Raw genomic sequence first — 21,461 nt, 5'->3', positions numbered from 1 at the left:
CGGGCTCATGCAGTCCCTTTCTGTGCTCGCGTCCAACATCTCCACAGGAATCCTGGTCTACGAGGCGATGATTCTTTTCATGCGCTTCCTGTTCAGCATATCCATCACCGCGATACTGCCCATAGGCTTCGCGCTCCGTTTCATACCTTTCACCAGGAAGATAGGCGGGACCCTGCTCGGCCTCGCGATAGCAGGAATATTCGCGTACCCGTTCGCGATGGCGCTAGCTGCGGAAATTCACGACAACGTGGATGTTCAGCACTCGATGATAACCGCCGAGGACCTGGGGAAAGTTTCCCTCCACCTCCCATCTTTCCTCGTGGGCTTGTGCACCAACGATTTCATAAGAGTGTTCACATCTTTGAGCGAATGGGGCTGGTGGGCAATAATATGCATCCCGCTCTGCCTCGCGTGCTGTCTGCTGACCGGCCTGTGGCATTGCCTCGCGCCCATAGCAGGGTGGTGCTGGTGGGGAATCTCGTACCAGTTCTACAATTTCACCCAGATGGCGCTCATGCTCGTATCCTCGGCTGCGATGGTTTCGGCTTCCCAGCGGATGCAGAGCGCGATAGGGGCAGACGCGGGCGCGATACACGACATAGTAATGAACCATTTGATAATACCGGTGAGCAGCGCGTCCGCGCTCCCCATAATGGAAGCGGTGTTCGTGGGCGGATTCACAATCCTCGTTGCAAGGAGCCTTTCATCAGCCCTTGGCGGGGAGCTGGCCATAGCGGGCCTGGAGAGATTGATATGAGAAAATCCGCGCTCCTGCTCCTGCTTTTCATCGCCCTCGCCAGCGCAGCCCCAACCCTTGAAGTAGGCGCAGGTCAGTGCGCAGCCGATTCAGTGCGCAGGATGATAGACGACGGTGCAGGGGGCTTGATTGCGCTCATAATATTCACAACCATCGCGGCGCTCGCGCTCATATACATGGTTGCCTACGCCCTGAACAGGCAGGAGTACATCCTGCTCGTGAAGGATGAATTTTTCCATCTGGGCGTTTCAATAGCGATACTCGTCCTGTTCGGAATGATAATGAGCGTGAGCTGCGCGCTCGTCGGGAGCGCGTTCAACTTCGCCTACGAGAACATAAACAAAGGCTCGCTCAACGACCCGTGCTACGGGGAAAGCACGGACGTGCAGTCCGTTTCCGTGTGCTACATGCGCCTGATGGAATCCGACGCGAAGGAGATAATCAACACATACACGAAAGCCAACATAGACCTGCAGCTCAAGGCCTCGGGTTACGTGAGCTATTACGGCCTTCTTTCCGGGACCACGTTCGCGCCCAAGGCGTACATGCGCTCCCAAGCCGCGTTCATAGACAACGTGAACAACATGTTCGTGATACCCGCCTACGTGAGCATATACACGCAGGACATATTCATGCGCTACTTCGTGGGCTACAAGACGGAGGGCCCGGAGGGTGTGAACACCTCCGCAATCCTCGGGCTTCTCCTGCCCGGCGCGTTCGTGCTCCGCTTCTTCGCGCCCACACGCCAGATAGGGAACATGCTCATCGCGTTCTCCGTGGGGATTTACCTGATAATACCGGTGTTCGTGGCGCTGAACGCGATAATGTACCAGTACACGTTCACCCCGCAGGACTGCGACAGGTACAAAGACGTGATAGCAGACCCGGTTTCCATCTGGGGCGGGGAAGCAGAAACCACGGGCGGCCCGAACCAGGCGCTCGCGTGCGACTCCCCTGCGAACCTGCTCGCTGTCGCAAGGCTCTACCCCCAGGCGTTCCTGCTGCCCAACATAACCATAATAATATTCATCGCGTTCATGACCTCTGTGAACAAGGCGCTGAAGGTGCTCGGATGAGAAGGATACTATTGCTCCTGCTGTTTGCCGTTCTGGCAGGCTCCGCGTTTGCCGCTGCATCCAACGTGAGCGAAGTCGTGAAGGAGACCGAGCAGGGCCTGGGCGCTGTGGAAGCAGGCTCGCCCTTCTACTCCACCGGGATTCTCAACCAGTGGAAGGAGCTTTCGGTAACATTAGCGCTGATAATGGTGTTCCTCGTGGGGTTCGCGCGCATGATTGCAGACCCGCTCAACCTTCCCGACCTCAAGGCATGGGCGAACGTGGAGTGGGCCCAGACGATAGTGACTGTGGTGATAGTGCTAGCCACAATAGGATGCCTGGTTTTCGTGGACATGGCGGTCGCGGACGAGGTGAACAGGTCGCCCGGAAGCCCGGTGCAGTGCGACTCTTCTGAATTCTGCCTGATAAAGGTCTCCAATGTCTACTTAGACGGCCTCATCAACCTTTCCCAGGAAAGCTCGCGTTCAGCTTTCACCGCGAGCGTGAGCGCAGGCTCCACAGCATCGGAAAGGCAGACGTTTTCCTGCGGCACGCTCCTGATTCCGCCCTGCCTCTGGGGCTACATAAGCTGGGCGAACAACGGCTTCCTCATACTGGACGTGGAGCGCTACAACCAGGAAATAGAGATGTTCGGCTCGATAATATACGCGCTCGGGGTGCAGCAGTTCTTCGTGAACAAGGTTGCTTACTTGGTCGGGCCGGTGCTCCTGCTGATAGGGATAGTGGGGCGCGGCTTCTTCCTCACCAGGCGCGCCGGCGGCATGCTCATGGCTGTCGCGCTGGGCATAATGTTCGTCTTCCCGATGATGTACCTGTGGAACATGATAACGCTCAATGTTGCCGTTTACGGCGACCGGCTTTTCGCGATGCCGAACCCGGACTGCCCGAAGGAATGCGGGATGGAGGCGCCGATTGCGTATTCCATTTCGGACCAAAGTACCGGATATTACAATATAACCGAGATAATAGAGGATAACAAGCCTTCCGGGAGCACAATATCCGAATCTGAGCGCCGCGCCATCCTGGAAGGATTGGAGAACGGCTCGCGCTTTTCGTACGGGAACGCAGGCTCGTGCGAGAACATCTCCATTGAAATAAATTCCACCCATGCCCGGAACGGGCACAACAACGAGTTCGGGGACTACTATTGCCCGGACTATTGCAGGGAACTTCCATATCCCTACTCAATCTATGAATGCTCCAACGCGAAAGTCGAGCTCGCGTGCATGGAAATGCCCCGTGGGTGCAAAATAGTCCGGGAAGTGGCAATAGCGGGCGGGTCTTCGGACGTTTGCCTTAATGCAGACAATACCCCTATCTGCCCCGACGACTGCAAGGTGATTGCGCCGCTCAACGCGGACTGCACGTCCTGCTTCGAGCCGGGTTTCAGCTATTCCAGCCCGGTTTCCGCGCCGTTCAACTGCCGGATTGCGCTTCTGAGACAGACGCTCGACGCGCAGGGCCAGGTGGTGAGCGACATTTCCGGAAGGCCAGAAAGCTGCACCCAATCCAGCCTTACCGACCCTACGACCGGGGCAACCTACACGAACGATTACTCGCAGGCAACGATGAACTGCAAGGCCGACATGGACCCTGCGGAATCCTGCGCCTACATAGTTCCCGAGATGCCGGACTGTGAGTGCTCGGGTCCGGAGTGCTGCATTTTCGTGGAAGGGGTGAGCGACTGCGCGAATTTTTACGCGACCACGAGCGGAGGCAACGTCACGGTTTCCCAGCAGCCGAGCGTGGACGAAAGCCCTGACAACGAGGAAGTGGTGACTGGGACCGACCTGCAGGTGGTGCGGCACTACGAGTGCTCCTCGAACACCGCGGGTACGTGCCTCAACCACCCGAGCGACAGGTTCTGGAACAACAACACGCACACGTGCCAGTGCTACGGGCGCAACTGCTCCAAGCCTAGCGCGAGGTGCAATTCCTGCCTGGACGTTCCCAAGGACTACTGCTTCTTCAAGCCCTACGTGGCGCTCAGCTGCGCCGAAGACTGCACTACCGGGACGTTCCTCAAGCCCGCGCTCCTCACCGCTGCCGAATTCGCGAAAAAATCCAGCGAAGGCATGTTCGGGAGGGAGGACATAAAGAACGTGAGCCGGATGCTCCTTCCGGCCTATTTGCTGCCGCTCATCAACATCGCGGTCACGCTCATGTTCATCAGGGGATTCTCGCCCATATTCGGAGGGGACTTCGAAATTCCGGGCTACGCGAAGGTGCTGTGAATGAAAAAACTGATGCTCGCGCTCCTGCTGGTTCCGCTTGCCTTTGCCCAGTCTGCGTGGCAGGACCTCAGCATAGTGGCGATACTCGCGTCGGTCGCTGCGCTCGGCATATTGTTCGCAGTAGGCTATGGCATTGAATCCAACGAATTGAAATTCCTTGCAAAAGAGGAACTGTTCCAGGTGATGATCACCGCGGTCATGGTGGCCGGATTCATAGCAGTGGTGCAGCCCATCGTGCAGGGCGCGCACATAAGCGCCACTGCGGACGTGGGCGCCACGATAGACAAGATAACCGATATAAACGGCATACTCGGAAAAGCCGCGATGGAACTCGGGAAGGAAGGGAGCAAGTCCATATGGTGCAGCTTCTCTGCCGCGGGCTTCGGCGTCAGCTCCTGCTCGGGATTCAGGATGCTTGGCCCGGCGCTTTCACTGGGCTTCCAGCTCACCGCGACCGCGCTCGCAGAGCTCCAGGGCATGATGTTCCTGATGGATTTCGCCGAGACGTACATATTCACGCTCTTCTTCCCGCTCGGCCTCTTCATGCGCACGTTCAAGTACACGCGGGGCGCAGGCGGGCTCCTGATGGCGGTGGGGCTCGCGTTTTACGTCGTGATGCCCATAACTTACAGCTACCTTCACGGCATAATTGCGGACCCGAGCGTTCCAGTCTCGGACCCCTCGCCCATAAACGTCCAATCGTGCGATCACTACGCGATCCAGGGGACAGGCAACGAGAACGCGGCCATAGCGACGTTCCAGGGCGCGATACAAAACCGCGACGCCATAATACGCCCGCTCCTGTACTACGCGATAATGGACGCCACGCTGTGCGTGGTGGTTTCGCTCGCGGTCGCGGTCATTTCCATAAGGTACCTTTCCTCCATCGCGGGGGCAGAGGTGGACGTTCACGCTTTGGGCAGGCTGATATGATGACAACGGAGTTTGCAGGCGGAAAGGCATTCGTGCTCCTGCTAGCCGCGGCCCTGCTCTCCTCATCCTCGTTCGCCATTTTCGGCGTGGAGTGGAACAGGACGTTCCCGGGTTCAGGTGCATCTTCGCTTTCAACCATGATAAAAACATCAGACGCTTACCTGCTGGCCGGAAGCACCAGCCCGAGCGACTACAGCGCGCCGTCGGACATTTACGTGGTAAAGACAGACCTGAGCGGCAACCTCGTTTGGCAGAAGACGTTCGGCGGCTCAGGAATAGACCAGGGAAACGGCATAATAGAAACTCCCGGCGGCTACGTGGTGGCCGGCTCCACGGAATCTTTCGGCGCCGTGGGCAGTGACGCGTGGATAATCGCTCTTGACCGGAACGGCAACCACTTGTGGAACGTCACTTACGGCGGCGCAGGGGGACAGGCAGCAATTTCAGTCGTGGCCGGCCCGGGCGGCTACGTGGCTGTTGGATACACGGCCCCGGCATTCTACAGTGACGTTTTGCTCTTCAAAGTTGACGAAAGCAGCCACGCGGTGGACTGGAGCAAAACGTTCGGAGGGAGCCAAAGCGACCTGGCCAGGGAAATTGTCGCGCTTCCCGACGGCTACGCCGTGCTCGGGGACATCACTCCTCCAGGTTCCTTCAATTCTGACTTCTGGCTCATAAGGACCGACCTTGCCGGCACGCACCTTTGGAACAGGACCTATGGCGAAAGCGACGGGTGGGAATACGGCAATTCCCTGATTTCAATTCCAGGCGGATTCGTGCTCGCCGGCGACAAGTATCTAGGAATATACATTGTAAAAACAGCCGGCAACGGCGACGTGGTTTGGGAGAAAGCATATGAATTTTCTTCTGCCACGCGGGCCAACTCAATCACGCAGATCCCGGACGGCGGCTATGTGCTAGGCGGGCAAGGAGCAGGCTGCAGCGGGACCGGGGCTATGATTTCAAAACTGGATTCGGAAGGGAACATGACCGCTAACGAGACGTTCAGGGGCGTGAACAGCATCTCCGCGGTGATTCCGCTGTCCGACACCAGCTACGTGGCGGCAGGCGCAACTTCTTATTCATCACCAACCCCGTATTCCATGTGGCTCGCAGGCATAAACACGTATCCTGACCCGAACCTCACCATACAGAGCCCGCTCGAAGCCGGTGTATATCCTCCGTTTACCCCCATCGAGCTCAACTACACTGCCGCGGGATTCAATATATGCGAATACGCCGTGGACAACGGCCCTTACAAAAGTTTGGCTAACTGCTCGAATGCTACCCCAACTGGCTTGGGTGTGGGCAACCACACCGTAAAGGTGCATGCAAGGGACCAAAACTGCCATTCAGCAATAGTGAACGTTACATTCCAGATAACCAGCAACGCACTCTCGCTCCAGGTGCAGAGCCCTGTCCAGAAAGTTTACAACGTCACTGCAGCGAGGCTGAACTACACTGTGAAGCTCGCGAGCTCCTGCTGGTACACCCTGGACGGGGGAGCGAGCGTTAACCTTCCGAATTGCTGGAACGCCACCCTCGCGTCCCTCGCAGAAGGCAGGCACGCGCTCGCGGTTTACGCGACCAACGGCACCACCATAGTGAACGTTACGGTCAATTTCACGGTGGACAGCGTTCCGCCGGCAATCAGCATAGCCAGCCCTGAGGGCAAGACGTATTATCAATCTTCAATACCGCTCCAATATTCGATTTCCGAGAACGCCTCGTGCAGCTATGCGCTCGATTCAGGGGGGCCAATTCCTCTTCCCAGCTGCATGAACATTACGCTCGGCTCGCTTTCCTCGCTTCCCCACACAGTGACCGTTTCAGCAAGGGATAGCGCAGGCAACACAGCAAGCGCGAGCGTCTCTTTCGTTGTGGACACTGCGGCTCCCCTCGCGCTCACAATAAACAGCCCGGTCTCAGGACAGAACGTAACTTCAACGCCGGTGCACGTGGACTACGATGTAAGCGGGGCGGTGCGCTGCTCGTGGAAGCTCAACAGCGGCCCTGAAACAGACGTGGAATGCGGCGGGCCGATTACGCTGGACCCTTCCGATGGAACGCACACCCTGCACGTTTACGCGTTCAGCGCTGCAGGCGGCATGATGCAGCGGGAAGTGGTTTTCGAGGTCAGCAGCTCAGGCCAGCCAGGCGGCTCGGGCTTCTTCTGCTCCCAGGACTTCTACACTGTGCTCAACGAGAACATCTACCCGGTTTCGCTTTTAGCAGGAATACTTGCCGCGATGATTATAGGGCTGGTGTTCGCTGCTTCCCAGGCGCTGAGCGACCCCAAACTTTCAGTATGGTCAAGGACCGAGGCAGTGCAGCTCGTGATGTCCGCAGCGTTCATATTCATAATGATAGTGCTGCTCAACTCGTTCTGCCTGTTCACGGTTGCTGACATGGCCTCCATAGTGGGCGCCGCTTCCACCTCCTCTGCGTCAGTTTATGAAGGCGCGGAGGCGTACCTGCTCAGGGCCGCGAAGCTCTCGCACGTCGCCATACTGGAGAACAGGTACTACTTGGGCGCGATAAATATAGAAGAGGTTTACTCGACATGGAAATGCCCGCTCTGGTGCTTCCTTTCCATAGGCGGCACAGGAGCGTCCACGTCCCCCCAGGCCGGCGCTTCCTACATGTCTTCGGGCTTCATGCTCCTGATGAATTCCGCGACGCTCTCATTCTTCTCGGCGTTCATGCACATATTCTTCCTCAAGTATGTGGGAAGCGGGCTGTTCCTGTTCATGTTCCCCATAGCCATAGTGACGCGCTCGCTCCCGTTCATGCGCGGCTTCGGCTCGATACTTCTGGCAGTGCTCTTCGCGCTCTACGTAGTGTATCCGTCAATCCTTGCAGTGCTCTACGCGACCGTGGGCTCCACGGACCCTGACCTAATCAATATACCTGCCCCGCACCTGGAGAGCAGCCTCAAGGTTTCCGCGAACGCATTCAGCGGAGGCGGCTACAACGGCCCTGAAGTGCAGCCAGGCGACATGGCGTTCGCTGCAGGAATCTCGATGAAAGCTTTCTTCTACTCTGTGCTTCTCCCAACGATGGCGCTTCTCGGAGCCGCTGCAGCGGCAGCGTATGTGGGGCGCCTGATGGGAGAGGAAATAGATTTGAGCAGGCTTACCCAAATGGTGTGATTATGTCTTATTACCCTAGTCCAGAAACCGGCCTTGGCGGTGTGATAACCGGGTTTTCAGGCACCGAGTTCGTGGACTGGATGGGCGGCTGGGGCACCATGGTAGTGCTGTCCATGATGGTGGTGATTTTCTTCTACGGGCTCGTGTACATGCTGGCCTACGCGTTCAACGTGGAGGAGCTCAAGCGGAGCACGAAGAGCCACCTCTACGACGCGCTCTTCACCGCGCTCCTCGCGGTGATGGTGCTCGTGATACTGAACGGCATTTTCCAGGTCATGCTGCTCTATTTCAGCGGAGCCAGCGTGAGCTGCGACATGTACGGCAAGATAGAGCTTTCCAGCGGAGTCAATCCGTTCGACTTCGTGGAATGCAAGCTCACCGAGAAAGCGACCTACATGACCATGCTCTACGAGCGCATATATTTCTCAGCCCGCGACCCGTTCAAGAAATTCGGGCTCATGTGGGGCCTTTTCGGGATACCGATATACATGCAGGGCGCCTACATCTGGCAGACCCAAATCTCGCAGCTTTATACCCAGATTGAAAGCTACCGCATGCTGGCGCACATATCCGTGCTCCTCCTGATAGCGCTGAACGCCTATATAGGAGCGATACATTACATCTCAGCGAACATGCTCACAATGTTCCTCCCCATAGGGATAGTGCTGCGCGCGATACCGTTCACGCGGGGCATAGGCGCGTTCTTCATAGCGCTAGCCCTGGGCTTCTACATAATCTTCCCGTTCCTGTTCGTGATAACCGACCCGAGCTTCATCAAGGTGCCGGGCATGTACGTGGACCTTTCCGACCCCTCGGCAATCACTTTCCCGTGGCCCACCTTCAGCGGCGCGGTATCCATAATTACCATGGCGCCCCAGACCCAGACCGGCTCGGACTTTTTCGGTGCAGTGAGCATAAACGAGGGCGCCGCGGAACTGTCCAAGCTCTATTACGGCCTCATACTCCAGCCAATAGTGATTTTAAGCATAACGCTGATATTCGTGCGCTATCTAACGACGTTGTTCGGAGGGGAGAGCCAGGAGATTTACAGGCTTGCATCGAGAGTGATATGACCATGGGAAGGATTGCGCTCGCAGTTTCGGCTTTCGCCCTGCTCCTGCTCCTGGGCTGTTTCACGCCGAACATGAACGGCCCGTGCTGCAAGCTCGCGGACGCGCTCCAGGGCACGTGCAACCTCTACACACAGCCAGGCCCTGACGACCCTCCTGATTCCTCAGGGTCTGAGGAATTGTGCAACGGGAACACGCTCTCGAACGGGCTGAAATGCACGACGCGGTTCTGCACGCTCGCGAATTCCACCCCTGGGCGCAACGAAACAATATACATCAAATACACCACTTCAGGATACAGCGTGCTGGACTGCAGCAACTATTCCCCCTCGAACACTTCGCACCCGTGCAACAACATCGGCTATTGCTTCATAAACGCGGTGAACGAGAGCGCGCCGGACCAGAGTTACAATTACTCGGTTCCGATTTGCACCGAGCGCAGCGAGATGGGCATTGATACGGATTGCAAGACCATGCTGTGCGGGAACATAAAATACTCGCCCCAGCACTCCTTCCTTCCAGAGCCCGCGAAGAACCCCATGTACCAGAACCTCGGCTCTTCGTACACTATTAATCTATATAACGCGATGTGCAACTTCTACACTTTAGACAACAAGACCATGAAGAAACTCAAGAAGGGGAGCGGGATATTCGTAAACTCATACAGGTTCGGAATCGGGGAAAGCATTTCCGATTTTGAAGAGGGAAGGTACTATTTCCCTCTAAGCGACAGGTGGTGCGGCTTCGTGCCTGACCTGCCGGGGGCAGCCGAGGATGCTATGTGCAGCATAAGAGACAGGTACATGAACTATCTGAACCTTAGTGCTGGCGCGGGCGCATCCTACACACAGACGCACGTGAGCGGAAGCGGGAACGGCCAGCTCTGCACAGATGAACTGATATACATAATGGTCGATTACAAAGCTGACGGGGCGCATCTCCTCGTTACGGATACCGCGTTCAACACCGGCGACACGCCGCTGGATGAAAAATGGTGGCACGACAACTGCCAGGCAAGCAACCCCTCGTTTATCGGCGGCAAGGGGCCGTCCACTACTTCCGGGGACTTCCAGCACGGCGAATGGCACGAATTGGAAGTCCTTCCAGGTCATTTCGAGCCGGGTTCGCTGACGCTCACTGCTGGCTTCAGCGGCGGCGCCTGCAGCCTTGGTTCAGCCTCGACAACAGGCGGTGCAATCCAGCTTCCGGGGCAGTGCAGTGCCAGTGGCGCCCAGTCAGGCACCTTCTCCTACTCGTACGACGGCTTCCGCCTGGACTTTTCCGGAGACCCGAGGCGCTTCGACCCGTGCACGCTCAACAACCGCTCAGTATGCAGCCAGGATGGAAACCTGGATTTCGCACCTGCGCCCAGCGGCCAGTACGTGATGACCACGTTCACCGAGGGCACAGGTCAGTTCGCTACCTCTTACGTGATGCCAGCCAACAGGTTCTACAAGGAAAACCTTCTCGAAGCCTATCTTGCGGATGCCTCCAGCATGGATTCCACTGAAATGATGGACTTCGAGTGCAGCAGTTCCGGGGACTGCCTTTCCGGGCTGTGCATGAAAGAAGATTCAGGCTACGAGCGCTCCTTCTGCGTAGACAGCAGCAACGGCCTAAAAAACTGCCTCTGCTACGAAGTTGGAATGAGGGCCAGGCCTGGAAACGCAGTTTACTGCGAGCCCTACATGGTGAACGACACGTGGGGCGTCGAGCGCGCCACGTACACCTCCGCGGACGGCACGGTAAAGGACGCGGACCCCATCTTGTTTTTCACGAACAAGAGCGAACACGGCAACGCGATAGGGGAAGCGTACATGAACGAGGACAATTTCACCCAGACGTTCCTCTACCGCTCCTGCCATCCCGGGTACAATGTGGCGGCCGGCGAAGGCGGGCAGAAAATAAACATCTCGGATTTAGGGGCGTGCAAGCCCGATGATGGGGTTTTCGGCCTCGCGATAGACAGCTTCCTGAAGCTGGACAACACATACGGCTGGTGCGACTCATGCACCCTCGCCACCATGGTTGGGATAGACCTGGATTACTATTTCAAGAAATACCAGCGCGTCATTCCTTCCACAGGGCAGACGCTCCCCTATGTCTTCAACTGCCCTGCGACCACGTGCAACGACATGCAGGGAGTAGCAGTGGGAGTGATGGACGACATGGGCGGCTGCGAGCTCTGCGGAAAGAAGGTAAATGATTACATGGAGAACCTGGCACTGCTCAGGAACCGGGTGGACAACTACCACAAAGCAGGAGTTATACCAGTGGTCTGGTACGTGAACGGAACCCTGGGTTATGCGGAAGCCCAGTCAGGCACCTACGAGACTTACCACAACTGCCGCATACGCGCCCAGGACATAGAGCCCTATGTGGATGACATGGAAAGCTCCATCAGGAACATCCTTCTCGGGAACTATTTCTACTATGTCCCTGACGCATCTCCTTTCTTCGAGGATGAGGAAACCGACTGCGCCACCAACAGGAACCCGCGCAAATACGACGAGAAAATCAAATGCCCCTCCCCAATAACCGCGTCAGGGGCAGAAAGCAATTACGACATGGGCGAGTTCGGCTCGCCCGGGGGCGATTCTTACGCGGACCCGCCAGAAGGGACTGAAGGAGAGCAGGCCGTTGAACTGGGATGGTGGTCCTACAACGTTAAGCATATGACCTGCAACTGGACCGGCTACTACCATTTCCTCGGCCGCGCGATAGGCAACAGCGCATCCATAGTCATAATAGGCACGGACGACATGGACCAGCTCGTGCTCAGGAACCGCTCCATCATGCTCAAGGAGCAGGGGAACTGCCCGAACTGCCTTGCAGCAGTGTATTCCCAAAACGCGAACGTGACCAAGCTCGCGAAGGCGCTCGGATGCAACAGCCCGTACTCCTGCTCTGCAACCAGCGTCCCGGCCGGATATTACGTAGACGTCATAGTGTACGATTTCAGGGCCAACGATGCCGCTGGCGCGGACAGGGAAAAGGCCATACTGGACGCCTCCACAGAGACTAGCAGGAACATGCTCGCCAATTTCGGGAAGCCAAGCTTCCCGTACAACTTCGTTATAGACGACAGTGCCAATGGCTGGGAAGCGTACAACGATACCCTAAGTGCGATGAAATACCTGCTGGGCAACCAAACCGACTTGGTGAACAGCGGGCAGTTCGCGCTCTTTTACAAGAAATGGTTCAGGAACGACAACGAATCTCTCGTAACCCCCATGGCCGGCTCTTCCGGCAGGCCGCCCACGTTCAAGGATGAAAAGTTCTGCGCAATCCAGAAAGCCATAAACATCTACCTCAATCCGATAAAGAGGAAGACGCTGGTAAACGAGATAGCAACGGTCGCGAGCACCAGCGACGAGGCGAAGTGCGTCAAGTGCACGGACACTGAAATCCAATTCGGCCAGTGCGACCCGGCCTGCGAGAACGGAGTGGAATGCACGCTTCCCGCGGGCGCAGCTTCCCACGACGGCTACAGATGCCAGTTCAACACCGCGGTTGAGCCGTGCACGCCTTGCGCAAACTACGGCGACGCGAAACTCAGCTGCACCTACACATACCCGGACGACAGCACCAGCACCGCCCTGTTCCAGATAAATGAGCTCGACCAGCTCTACGGGGACATAATCGCGAGCATGCCCAAGGAGCAAAGATGCTGCCTGAGCTATGTGGACCCACAGACCAGCCAGATCTACAATTACACTTACAGCAAGAGCGTCGGGGAGGGCATGACCGTGACACCTGTGCGCTTCCCGAAATCCGGGAATGAGTCTCTGGACTGCGGGCTCAACAAAGACAGCGGCGAGTTCTGCGGCGTCCAGCTCCCGATAAAGGATTACCTTATAGAATGCAAGACCGGGTGATGACATAAAGAAAATATTGCTCTTGCTCATACTGCTTTGCGCGTTTTCCCACTCGGCATACGTGGCCAGGACATTCACAACCCCTGGCAGCCCTGCGCAGGGCGCTGACGTGGCGTTCAACTGGACCCCCATGGATTTTCCAGGGGCCACCAACGTTACATGCAACCTAACCCTGGACGGAACGGTGATATCTGCATATCAGGTGTGCAACGTGAGCCAGAATTGCACGTTCAACTACAGCAATATAGGGCCGTGCCGCCACGAATGGGAGGTGGTGTGCAATTACACCGATTCCGGAGGGCAGAATATAATGGGCTATAGCAGCTCCAACCACTTCGACGTTCCGCTCACTTCCTGCGGAAAGATAGAATCTTCAAGCAGCGGAAGGACGTGCACGCTGGCCAACAGTTTGTCTGCAGACAGCGGAACCTGCCTTGAAATAAACGCCACTGATTTGACATTGAACTGCAACAACAAACAAATTGCCTGCTCCGGCTCGTGCGGCTACGGCATATTTGTCCGAGGCTCAGGGGTCACCGTTGAGAACTGCAGCGTGTCCGGTTTCAGGTACGGCCTTTCGACGTTTTCTGGCGACCTCAGCGGCCTTACGATATCCCGTTCATCGTTCTTCCATAGCACCTTTGCCGGTGCAGACATAAACGGCATGTCGAGCCTAAAAATATACGACTCACAATTTTATGAAAACAAGGAGGGCCTGCGTCTGTCAGGTTCTGGCTCGGACGCGGAAATAGCCCGCTCAAGCTTCTATTCCAATGAGGAAACCGGAGTTTACGTCCTTAACTATGATGGAATTGCAATGTCATCCTGCAACCTCTCGCTCAATATTTTTTCAGGGCTGAACATCCGATCCTCCAAAGGCGTTTCGGTTTCAGCAAGCAGCATCTCCCAAAGCGCTTACGGCTTTGTTACGGAAGATTCCGAGAATGTCCATATCTCGGGTTCCAAAATTTTTAACCTGCAATACACGGAAGCGCCGTCCGCGTTCGGCCTTTTGTACAGTTGCGAAAATTGCGGAATTTCCGATTCAAATGCGAGCTCCGCGGATTTCGGCTTTTCAATCATATCTTCAAATAAGTTTTTCGTAATCAACACCAATATCTCAGGGGTGCCTTGCAGCACTCAGCCTTTTAGCTCTGGCATATATTCGGCGGATTCCCAGGAAGGAGCAATTTCCAAAGTCAGGATTCCGATGCCGACAGGGCCGGGCATCTGCTATACGATCTTGCTTAACAATTCACTAAAAACCAGCGTTTCCGGCGCGTGGCTGAACGGCTCCACGGAGGGATTTGTTGCTGTTGATTCGCCGCAATCCTCGCTTTCATCCTCCACGGTTGCGAACGTGCCTGCAATAAACGTGCGCATACAGGATTCCGCGGATTTCGACCTTAACGACACCCTGGTGAACCACAGCTCCCTGGGGGTTTTAGTGAACAACTCCCCGGGCTTCAAAATGATGAGAACAACCGTTACCGACCATATGTCCATGCTTTCCCCTGTCTTTCCGCAGCATTCGCTAGTTCTGCTGGATTCCGGGGGCAGCATGGTAAACGGAAGCACCATAACGAAGAGCGTAGTAGGGATTTACGCCGAGCAGTCCCAGCTCACGGTGGATTCGTCAGCGCTTTACAACAACAGCGAAATAGCCGTGAACCTCACGGATTCAGGAACCAGCACCATCTCCAGCAGTGAGGTGGGGCTGAGCAAAGCAGGCATCAGCGCCTTCCGCTCGAAAGTCTACGTGCGCTCGAACTCCATAATGAACATCTCGAACATAAGCGTGCTCCTCAACCTCTCTTCCCAGAGCGAAGTAACCTCCAATGTCATCGACCGCGCGTGGATAGCGATCGCAGGCTCCGATTCCTCCAACCTGGGTGTAAGCTTCAACAACATCTCCAGCGTTGACATTGGGATTCTGCTCAACAACTCCCAAGACGCCACGATAAACAAAAACAGGATAATAAATTTCGATTATTTTCCGCCAAAATACGGCAACCCGGAGTTCGAGCCTGAAAACATCCTTGCGGCAGGCATATTCGCCTCCTACTCCCCGCGCCTCGTGGTGAGCAGGAACACGGTGATGGAGAACTTCTGGGACGGAGCAGTCCAGCTTTTCGATTGCCCGGACTCGGATTTGTGGAGCAACAACTTCTCCATGGCAGGAACGTGCATGTCGCTATTCAACTGCTCCCATTCGTCTTTTTACGACAACCGTTTCAACGACTGCAGGGTTTTCGTGGACAACGAAAGCACGGACATGGCCGCGAGCATAACTCCCTCCGGGGGTACCAACATACTGGGCTGCGGCACGAAAGGCGGGAACGCGTGGACCAGCTCAAGCAGCACCGGAGTTTCAGACACGTGCGAGAACCTTGACGGAGACTGTTTCTGCGACTATCCGCCCAGCGTGGCCGCAGGAGAATATCTTAACGATTCCCACCCGCTCGCGGTGCACGAGGGCTCGGATTTCACTGTGCGCCCTGACTCGATGAACGGAAGGGCTCTGGACGCAAGGGAGCGCTACGACCGCAAGGAATACGTAGCCGCGACGCAGGAGCCGAACCAGCTCATAACGTTCTCCATCCTCACTAAGGTTCCAGGTAATTACGCATGCCACCTGATGCCGCCGCTCTCCGGCTCGGATTCGCTGGGCGTGAACGAGACCGTGGGCATAGGGGGCATAAGCACCGCGCGCGCCGAAGGCTGCTACCCGCTCGTGGTGAACTGCTCCTATTCGCCGGCACCCACAGTCTCCAAGCTTTCGAAACCCGCCTACTTCTGCGTGGACCGCACGGTTCCCACTATAGAGTTCGGCCAGCGCTCCCAGGCCAAGAGCCGCATTTACAATCCCTACGACGGCGAAACCGTGAATTCCAGCACCTTCACACTCAACCTGAGCGCAAGCGACAACAACAGGCACACTTTCATATCCGCTTGCGTAATTGAAGTCTGGAACCAGACAAGCTCTGAGCTCATGGGCAACATGAGCTTCGAGCCCACCAATTCCGGCGCATTCCAATATTGCAGTATAAACGTGAAGCTCGGCAACGGGGAGTTCCGCTACCGCGTGTTCGCCCTGGATTCTGCCGAGAATTACGATGGGACTGGATACCGCACCGTGATTGTGAACGGCCACCCGTCCGGCTGCGACGAGTGCGAGAACGTGAACGATTTCGATCCGAGCACAATACTCCTCACCACGCAGTCCGGCGCGAACAAGATAAAAGCAGTGCTGTATTTCGACAACGCGAGCACCGGCACGCGCCAGCCTGTCCCTGGAGCGCCAATAGCCGTTTGGATACGGAATTCAACTGACAGGTACCTAACCAAGATAGTGACCGACGGCCAGGGCGTAGCTTATTTAGACTATTCTGGATGGAAGGACGCTAGGAAAGAATACTCTTTCATATACTGCTGTTTCTACGAGGAGTGCGGCTTCGAGATGTGCCTCAACGCTTCTGGAGTTGACGATGCGTACAGGGACGCCAACGGGATTTACAGCGTGGACACCATACCAACCATGCCCAACCAGCCCGAGGCGAGCATGGAAAGGCACTACCTTCTCCCTGCGCTGAAGAAGATAGACATATCCCCGGATGCGCAGGACTTGTACGCGCAGCTCCAGCAGAGCCTGTGTATACCGATATTCATACTCTTCGGCCTGCTCATGGCCGCGCTTTACTACACAGGACGGAACCCGTTCGGGTTCCTGGACCTTTCCCCGCTCAGGGTAGGGCGGCACATCAGGTACAGCCCGAGGGGGATGATGACTGGGTTCAGGGTGAGCACCCAGACCATGGCCGGAGTCGGAACCAGAGTCGGGAGTTCCGCAGTGAAGCCGATGGCCGGTCCGACTAGCGGCTTAGGCAAGACGATGATGAGCGTCGGCAAGACGATGGGGAGAATCGCCAGTTTCGGAATAGGGGGCGACAAGTCCAAATCAAAAGACAGCGCGGCCGCCTCAAAACAGGACGCAGGTGCTGGCAAGCAAGCCGCTGGAACGCAGGCAAAAGGCCCGGGCTTCTTCGTGCGCTTCGTGAAGCAGACAATAAAGCAGGAATCCGCACCTTTCAGAAACATAAAGAACCTTGTTGCGCCCAGCGCGGAATCCAAGGGCGTCGGCCTGGGCAGCAGACTCGCGATGACCCTTTTCGGCGGGGACATATCCGCCGCAGGCGCGAAGATTGCGCAAGGCGGGCCAGCGAAGCCGGTTTCAAAAGTCCAGGATTCCGCAGCATCCCAGCTCAGGGTGGATCCGAACATGGCGCGTCAGTTCGGCATGGGAACCGGAGCAGGAGCAGGATGGATTGGCATGCTGGGATTCCTGGGAATGCGGGGCGCGGCGCTCAGCTCGCTCGCAGGGATAGTCTATCAGAGCATGGACGCGGCCAGGAAGAAATCCGTTGCATATGGGGATACTACGGAGATTGAAAAACAGCTGGGAGCAATAGGCGTGAAGCTCTCGGACAAGCAGCGCAGCGAGCTTGGCAATCTGGGGCTGAAAAGTAATAGGAGCATAACTCTTGCCGGCCCAAGGGGAACCACTTACATCGCGTCCCTTGCAAAAGGCGGGAAAATACGTGTCCAGGAGCAAGCCAGCTTCTCAAGGCAGATATTCAGGTTCATCACTGCGCTGACTGGATTCTCCAGCCTGATGGAAATGAAGGACACGGTAAAAGCAGTGCGCCTTGTGAACAGCATAGACCGAGACGTCAACCAGAAACTCATCGAGGCAAAACAGACACCAGAGAAGTTAAATTCCGAACAACTGGCTAGGATTAAGGCGGGGGAGGACCCAATCACCCATTTAGAAGCCCTCCAAATGCGCTATAATCAAACGAATAAGGGCGGCTCAGGGATGGTCAGCGATAATGTTTACCGGGTCGCGCAGGAGCTCCTGAACCAGAGGGCGTACATGCAGGGACTTTCCTTCGGCAGGGCGTTCGGCAGCGTGTTCGCCACTACTGCCGTGGGCTCGATATTCGGAACCATGCTCGCATCTTCGGTCGCAAACAAAATATACAATCGGAGCATGAACGAGGCACAGGCGGAGAAAATAATGCGCGATGCAAAACTCATTGGCAAAGACGGAATTGCCGATTCGGAAAAAATCAGGGATTTCCTGGCTGATCCTGCAGTGTATGCGAAAAAGCACGGGCTTTACCTGGGTCAGGTTGCGCAGGCGTTCGACGTTTTCTCAGAGAACTTCAAGAAGGCGAGGCAGGAAGCCACTCCTGTGCTGAATGAAATCATGCTCCCAGAACTGCTCATCAAACCCGAGCTCAGACTGGAAAGTTCGGTTTTGAACGCTTCCTTAGTGCGTAGCAAAGCGAGCAAGCCCCTCATCTCAATAATAAAAGACATCGTCGCAGAAAAAATACCTGCACAGAGCGAACTGGAGTCAAAAATAGCAACTGCCAAGCTGAACGAAACCGAAGCCAATTTTGCCAGGATTTCATTCAGCCTCATGAGGCAGGAGCCCATAACAATCAGGCAGTTCGAACAGTTGTCTGTAGCCCAGAAAGCCCTTGGAATAGAAAGCCCGGCACTTGACGCGGTTTCATCCGGGCTAAAGAAGCGCGTGGATGAAATATTGACTGCCAGCCCGGCAGAACAAAGCAGGATTATTTTCGAGCAGGAATCAAGGTCCTTCCTACAGTCCCGCGGCATCAGCTACCAGGAATTCCAAAAAGCTTCTGAGGCGCTTGTTCAGCAGCTTGTCACGGCAGGGCAAGCAAAGGCGGATTATTCTTATCCGAACGAGGGCGCTAGAAGCGTCATAGATGGTTTGGTAAAATCTATGTCTCAGCAACTGGATGAAAAAGATTCCGAAACCGTCGGTCGCATGATGGCCGATGCCGCAAACCACAGCATATCCGAAACCCGCGTAAATCAGAAGATCGTAACAACCTTTGTTGATCTGCTTGCAATGGGGGCGCGTTTGCCTAAAACCCAGAGGACCAAGTTCGAAACTGCCGTGTTCAGCGCCTTCTTCAGGACCAGCCTGACAAAGGACGAACAAACAGCCATAGAGCAGGAATTGAAGACACAGGGATTCTCAAAAATCGAGATAGGAAATCGGATAGAACAAATTGAAGACGGCATGCGCACTAGGAGCAAGGAATTCTTCAATACTTATGACGAGCGCATAAAGGAAAACCCCCAAAATCTTACTGGCGCTATTGATCAGGCCATGAAGCAGACAAAGGACGAGGACTCTAAGTTGCAGGCAGCGCTCTATGGACTGAGCCACGGTCTCGCCGACAGCGTGTTGTATTCAACGCAAAGTGCGAAAGAGCTTTCCAAAAAACTTACCGAGGCGTCAGGAAGCCAGCAATACATCGTACCGCTCCAAAAGGAGCCAGAGCAGTATCTCTCCCAACAACTTTCAGTGGAGCGTCATGCCGAACCGGATTACACTTCTGCGAACGCCCACATGGCTCAGAGGATGTGGAATTACGGGGATGAGAAGAAAGATAAGGCAGCGCTCCAAAACTACTTGAGTGTGGAATGGCTTGCGGAAAATGCCCCGAACATGGCTGCGGCAATGCTGAAGGACGAGGCGCGCGACGCTGCGCGCAAGTATATGGAAAAGCACGCTTCGGACGCGCACGAAGAAACTATCACTTACTCGGTTCCACACTCCGCTGCTGCGCGGATAGAACAGAAAGTGAACCAGTCTGCCCAGACCACTTCATTGGAAATGGCCGTAGATATCGCCCTGGATAATTCTAAGCCAGATGAAAAATCGGAAGTCAGAATAAGGAATAATGGCGGAATTTTGGAATTCCTCGTTCCTCAGGATGCGAAAGGCAAGGCGGAGTGGCAGAACGCTGAGGAACTGAAGGCCGAGAATTCCGGACTTATACAGAGCGTGCTTTCAGCTGCCGGAATGCCGAAGACCGATTTATTTGCGCCCAAGCTTGCGGGAGTTCCCACTTTCGGGGATATTCTCAAGCAGATGCTCGATCCGAAAAGCGAATCAGCAAAACCAATTTCGATTTCACCGCAGTTCCACGCCCAATCCTACAGATATGAAAGAGATAAGCTCGTAGTTGGGCCCGAAGTGGAAATCCAATACCTTAAACCAGAAGAACCTCCAATTATCTACATTGGTGGCGAGCAATACGACCTAAAAAACTCTTCCCATCGCGACGCCTTGGCCAGCGCGGTAAACCTCAATTCCAGAGGCCAGCTCCCAAAACCCGAGGCGCTTGCAAGGACGATAGTTACGGAGAATTACACCGATAAAGGAGAGCAATCAGGCGATGTCCCGGTTCGTCTCGAACCAGAAAAAATCACTGTTTTCGAAGGTTCCAGGGGGAGGCGCTTGGAAAGGGACGATGCCGGGGACAGGTTCTTGCTGGCGAACTTGGTCAAGGAAGCCAAAACGGTTAAGGGAGCCGAACCTGAACCCAAGCCCGCCGTGGACGTTGCGATACTTGCAGAACGGCTGAAAGACCGGAAACTGTTCAATTCTGCGGTTGAATTTGTAACTGCCCCCGAGACATTTACAATCAATCTTTCCTCTCCAGCTGGGGAAACGCTTGCGCCCGTGACAGTGGGCAAGAGCGGCCCTGTTTCGAACCCGGAAAGTGCGGATTACACGCGCGCCGGCTTCAATCTGGTGCACGGGCACAAGCCTTCCAAAGAAGAAAGCGCTGCCATAGAACAAAGCGCTCCTGTGGGCGCCCTGTACAAGGCGTCTGCGGCCTACGATTCAGCCAGGCTCGCTTACGAGTACGAGTCTGAAAGGGAAAAGAAGCGCTCCTACCTTGCCCACATGGGAATCGGCTCGCTGGACAACGAAGAGCTTTTCAAGCAACCTGCTTCGCGCATGCCGGATTTTGAAATAAACATGGTGAACCTAGTCCAACCAAAATCCAGGCCGCCCCAACCGCCCCAAGCAGAAACGCCTTCGGCGCAGCCTGCTGCATCTGCAAAGCCGACAATAACCCAGTCTCCAAAGGGTAAGTAGCGGGGGTTCCCATGGGTTTGATGGACCTTGTAACTGGCAAGGAAACCGGCGGAAAGGGCTGGAAGGCCAAATGCCCGAATTGCGGAAAAGAAATAACTTTAGATGTAGAGCGCTGCCCGCACTGCGGCGTGCACGTGAAGAGCATGTTCAAGAAGAAATGCCCGAAATGCAAAGAACTCAACGAGCTGGACGTGGAAAGGTGCGTGAAGTGCAAGTACGATTTCGCGGCCGAGCTCGCGCGCGCCAAGAAAACAATCTACGTGTGCCCGATATGCGGGTATAGGGCGGATTACTACATGCTCCGATGCCCGGCCTGCAACACGAGGTTCTCCTGATTAGTCATTTTAAACCTTTTCCACGGAATT

Annotated in this window: 9 protein-coding genes; all 9 read left to right on the top strand. The window is 55.6% G+C overall.

The genetic code is table 11. From position 1 onward, the window contains the following. Positions 1 to 757: hypothetical protein (locus tag WC488_00170; GenBank protein ID MFA5076832.1), on the top strand; the 757-nt coding region annotated here is incomplete at its 5' end. Continuing rightward, positions 754 to 1,833, top strand: coding sequence for a hypothetical protein (locus tag WC488_00165; GenBank protein ID MFA5076831.1), 1,080 nt, complete (start codon positions 754 to 756; stop codon positions 1,831 to 1,833). The genes WC488_00170 and WC488_00165, both read left to right, overlap by 4 nt. After that, a complete protein-coding gene (locus WC488_00160) occupies positions 1,830 to 4,067 on the top strand; it encodes a hypothetical protein (protein ID MFA5076830.1) in 2,238 nt (745 codons plus the stop codon). The genes WC488_00165 and WC488_00160 overlap by 4 nt, the downstream gene beginning before the upstream one ends. Further along, positions 4,068 to 5,000 (top strand): hypothetical protein, encoded by a 933-nt coding sequence (locus WC488_00155; protein MFA5076829.1) that lies wholly within the window; start codon positions 4,068 to 4,070, stop codon positions 4,998 to 5,000. It begins immediately after the preceding gene. Beyond that, complete coding sequence (locus WC488_00150; GenBank protein ID MFA5076828.1) at positions 5,000 to 8,152, top strand: hypothetical protein; 3,153 nt, start codon at positions 5,000 to 5,002, stop codon at positions 8,150 to 8,152. Before WC488_00155 ends, WC488_00150 begins: the two co-directional genes overlap by 1 nt. Positions 8,153 to 8,154: 2 nt before the next feature. Further along, positions 8,155 to 9,225 (top strand): hypothetical protein, encoded by a 1,071-nt coding sequence (locus WC488_00145; protein ID MFA5076827.1) that lies wholly within the window; start codon positions 8,155 to 8,157, stop codon positions 9,223 to 9,225. 2 nt (positions 9,226 to 9,227) lie between these two features. Then, positions 9,228 to 13,100 carry a hypothetical protein gene (locus WC488_00140; GenBank protein ID MFA5076826.1) on the top strand — a complete coding sequence of 1,291 codons (3,873 nt, stop codon included), beginning with the start codon at positions 9,228 to 9,230 and terminating at the stop codon, positions 13,098 to 13,100. Positions 13,101 to 13,122: 22 nt separating this feature from the next. Then, positions 13,123 to 21,096 (top strand): right-handed parallel beta-helix repeat-containing protein, encoded by a 7,974-nt coding sequence (locus tag WC488_00135; GenBank protein ID MFA5076825.1) that lies wholly within the window; start codon positions 13,123 to 13,125, stop codon positions 21,094 to 21,096. Between the two features lie 11 nt (positions 21,097 to 21,107). After that, entirely contained in the window at positions 21,108 to 21,431 is a 324-nt protein-coding gene (locus WC488_00130) for a zinc ribbon domain-containing protein (GenBank protein MFA5076824.1), read from the top strand. The last annotated feature ends 30 nt before the right edge of the window (positions 21,432 to 21,461 follow it).

The organism is Candidatus Micrarchaeia archaeon, assembly GCA_041650355.1.
GTDB lineage: Archaea > Micrarchaeota > Micrarchaeia > Anstonellales > Bilamarchaeaceae > JAHJBR01.
This window is presented reverse-complemented; position numbering and strand designations above follow the sequence as displayed.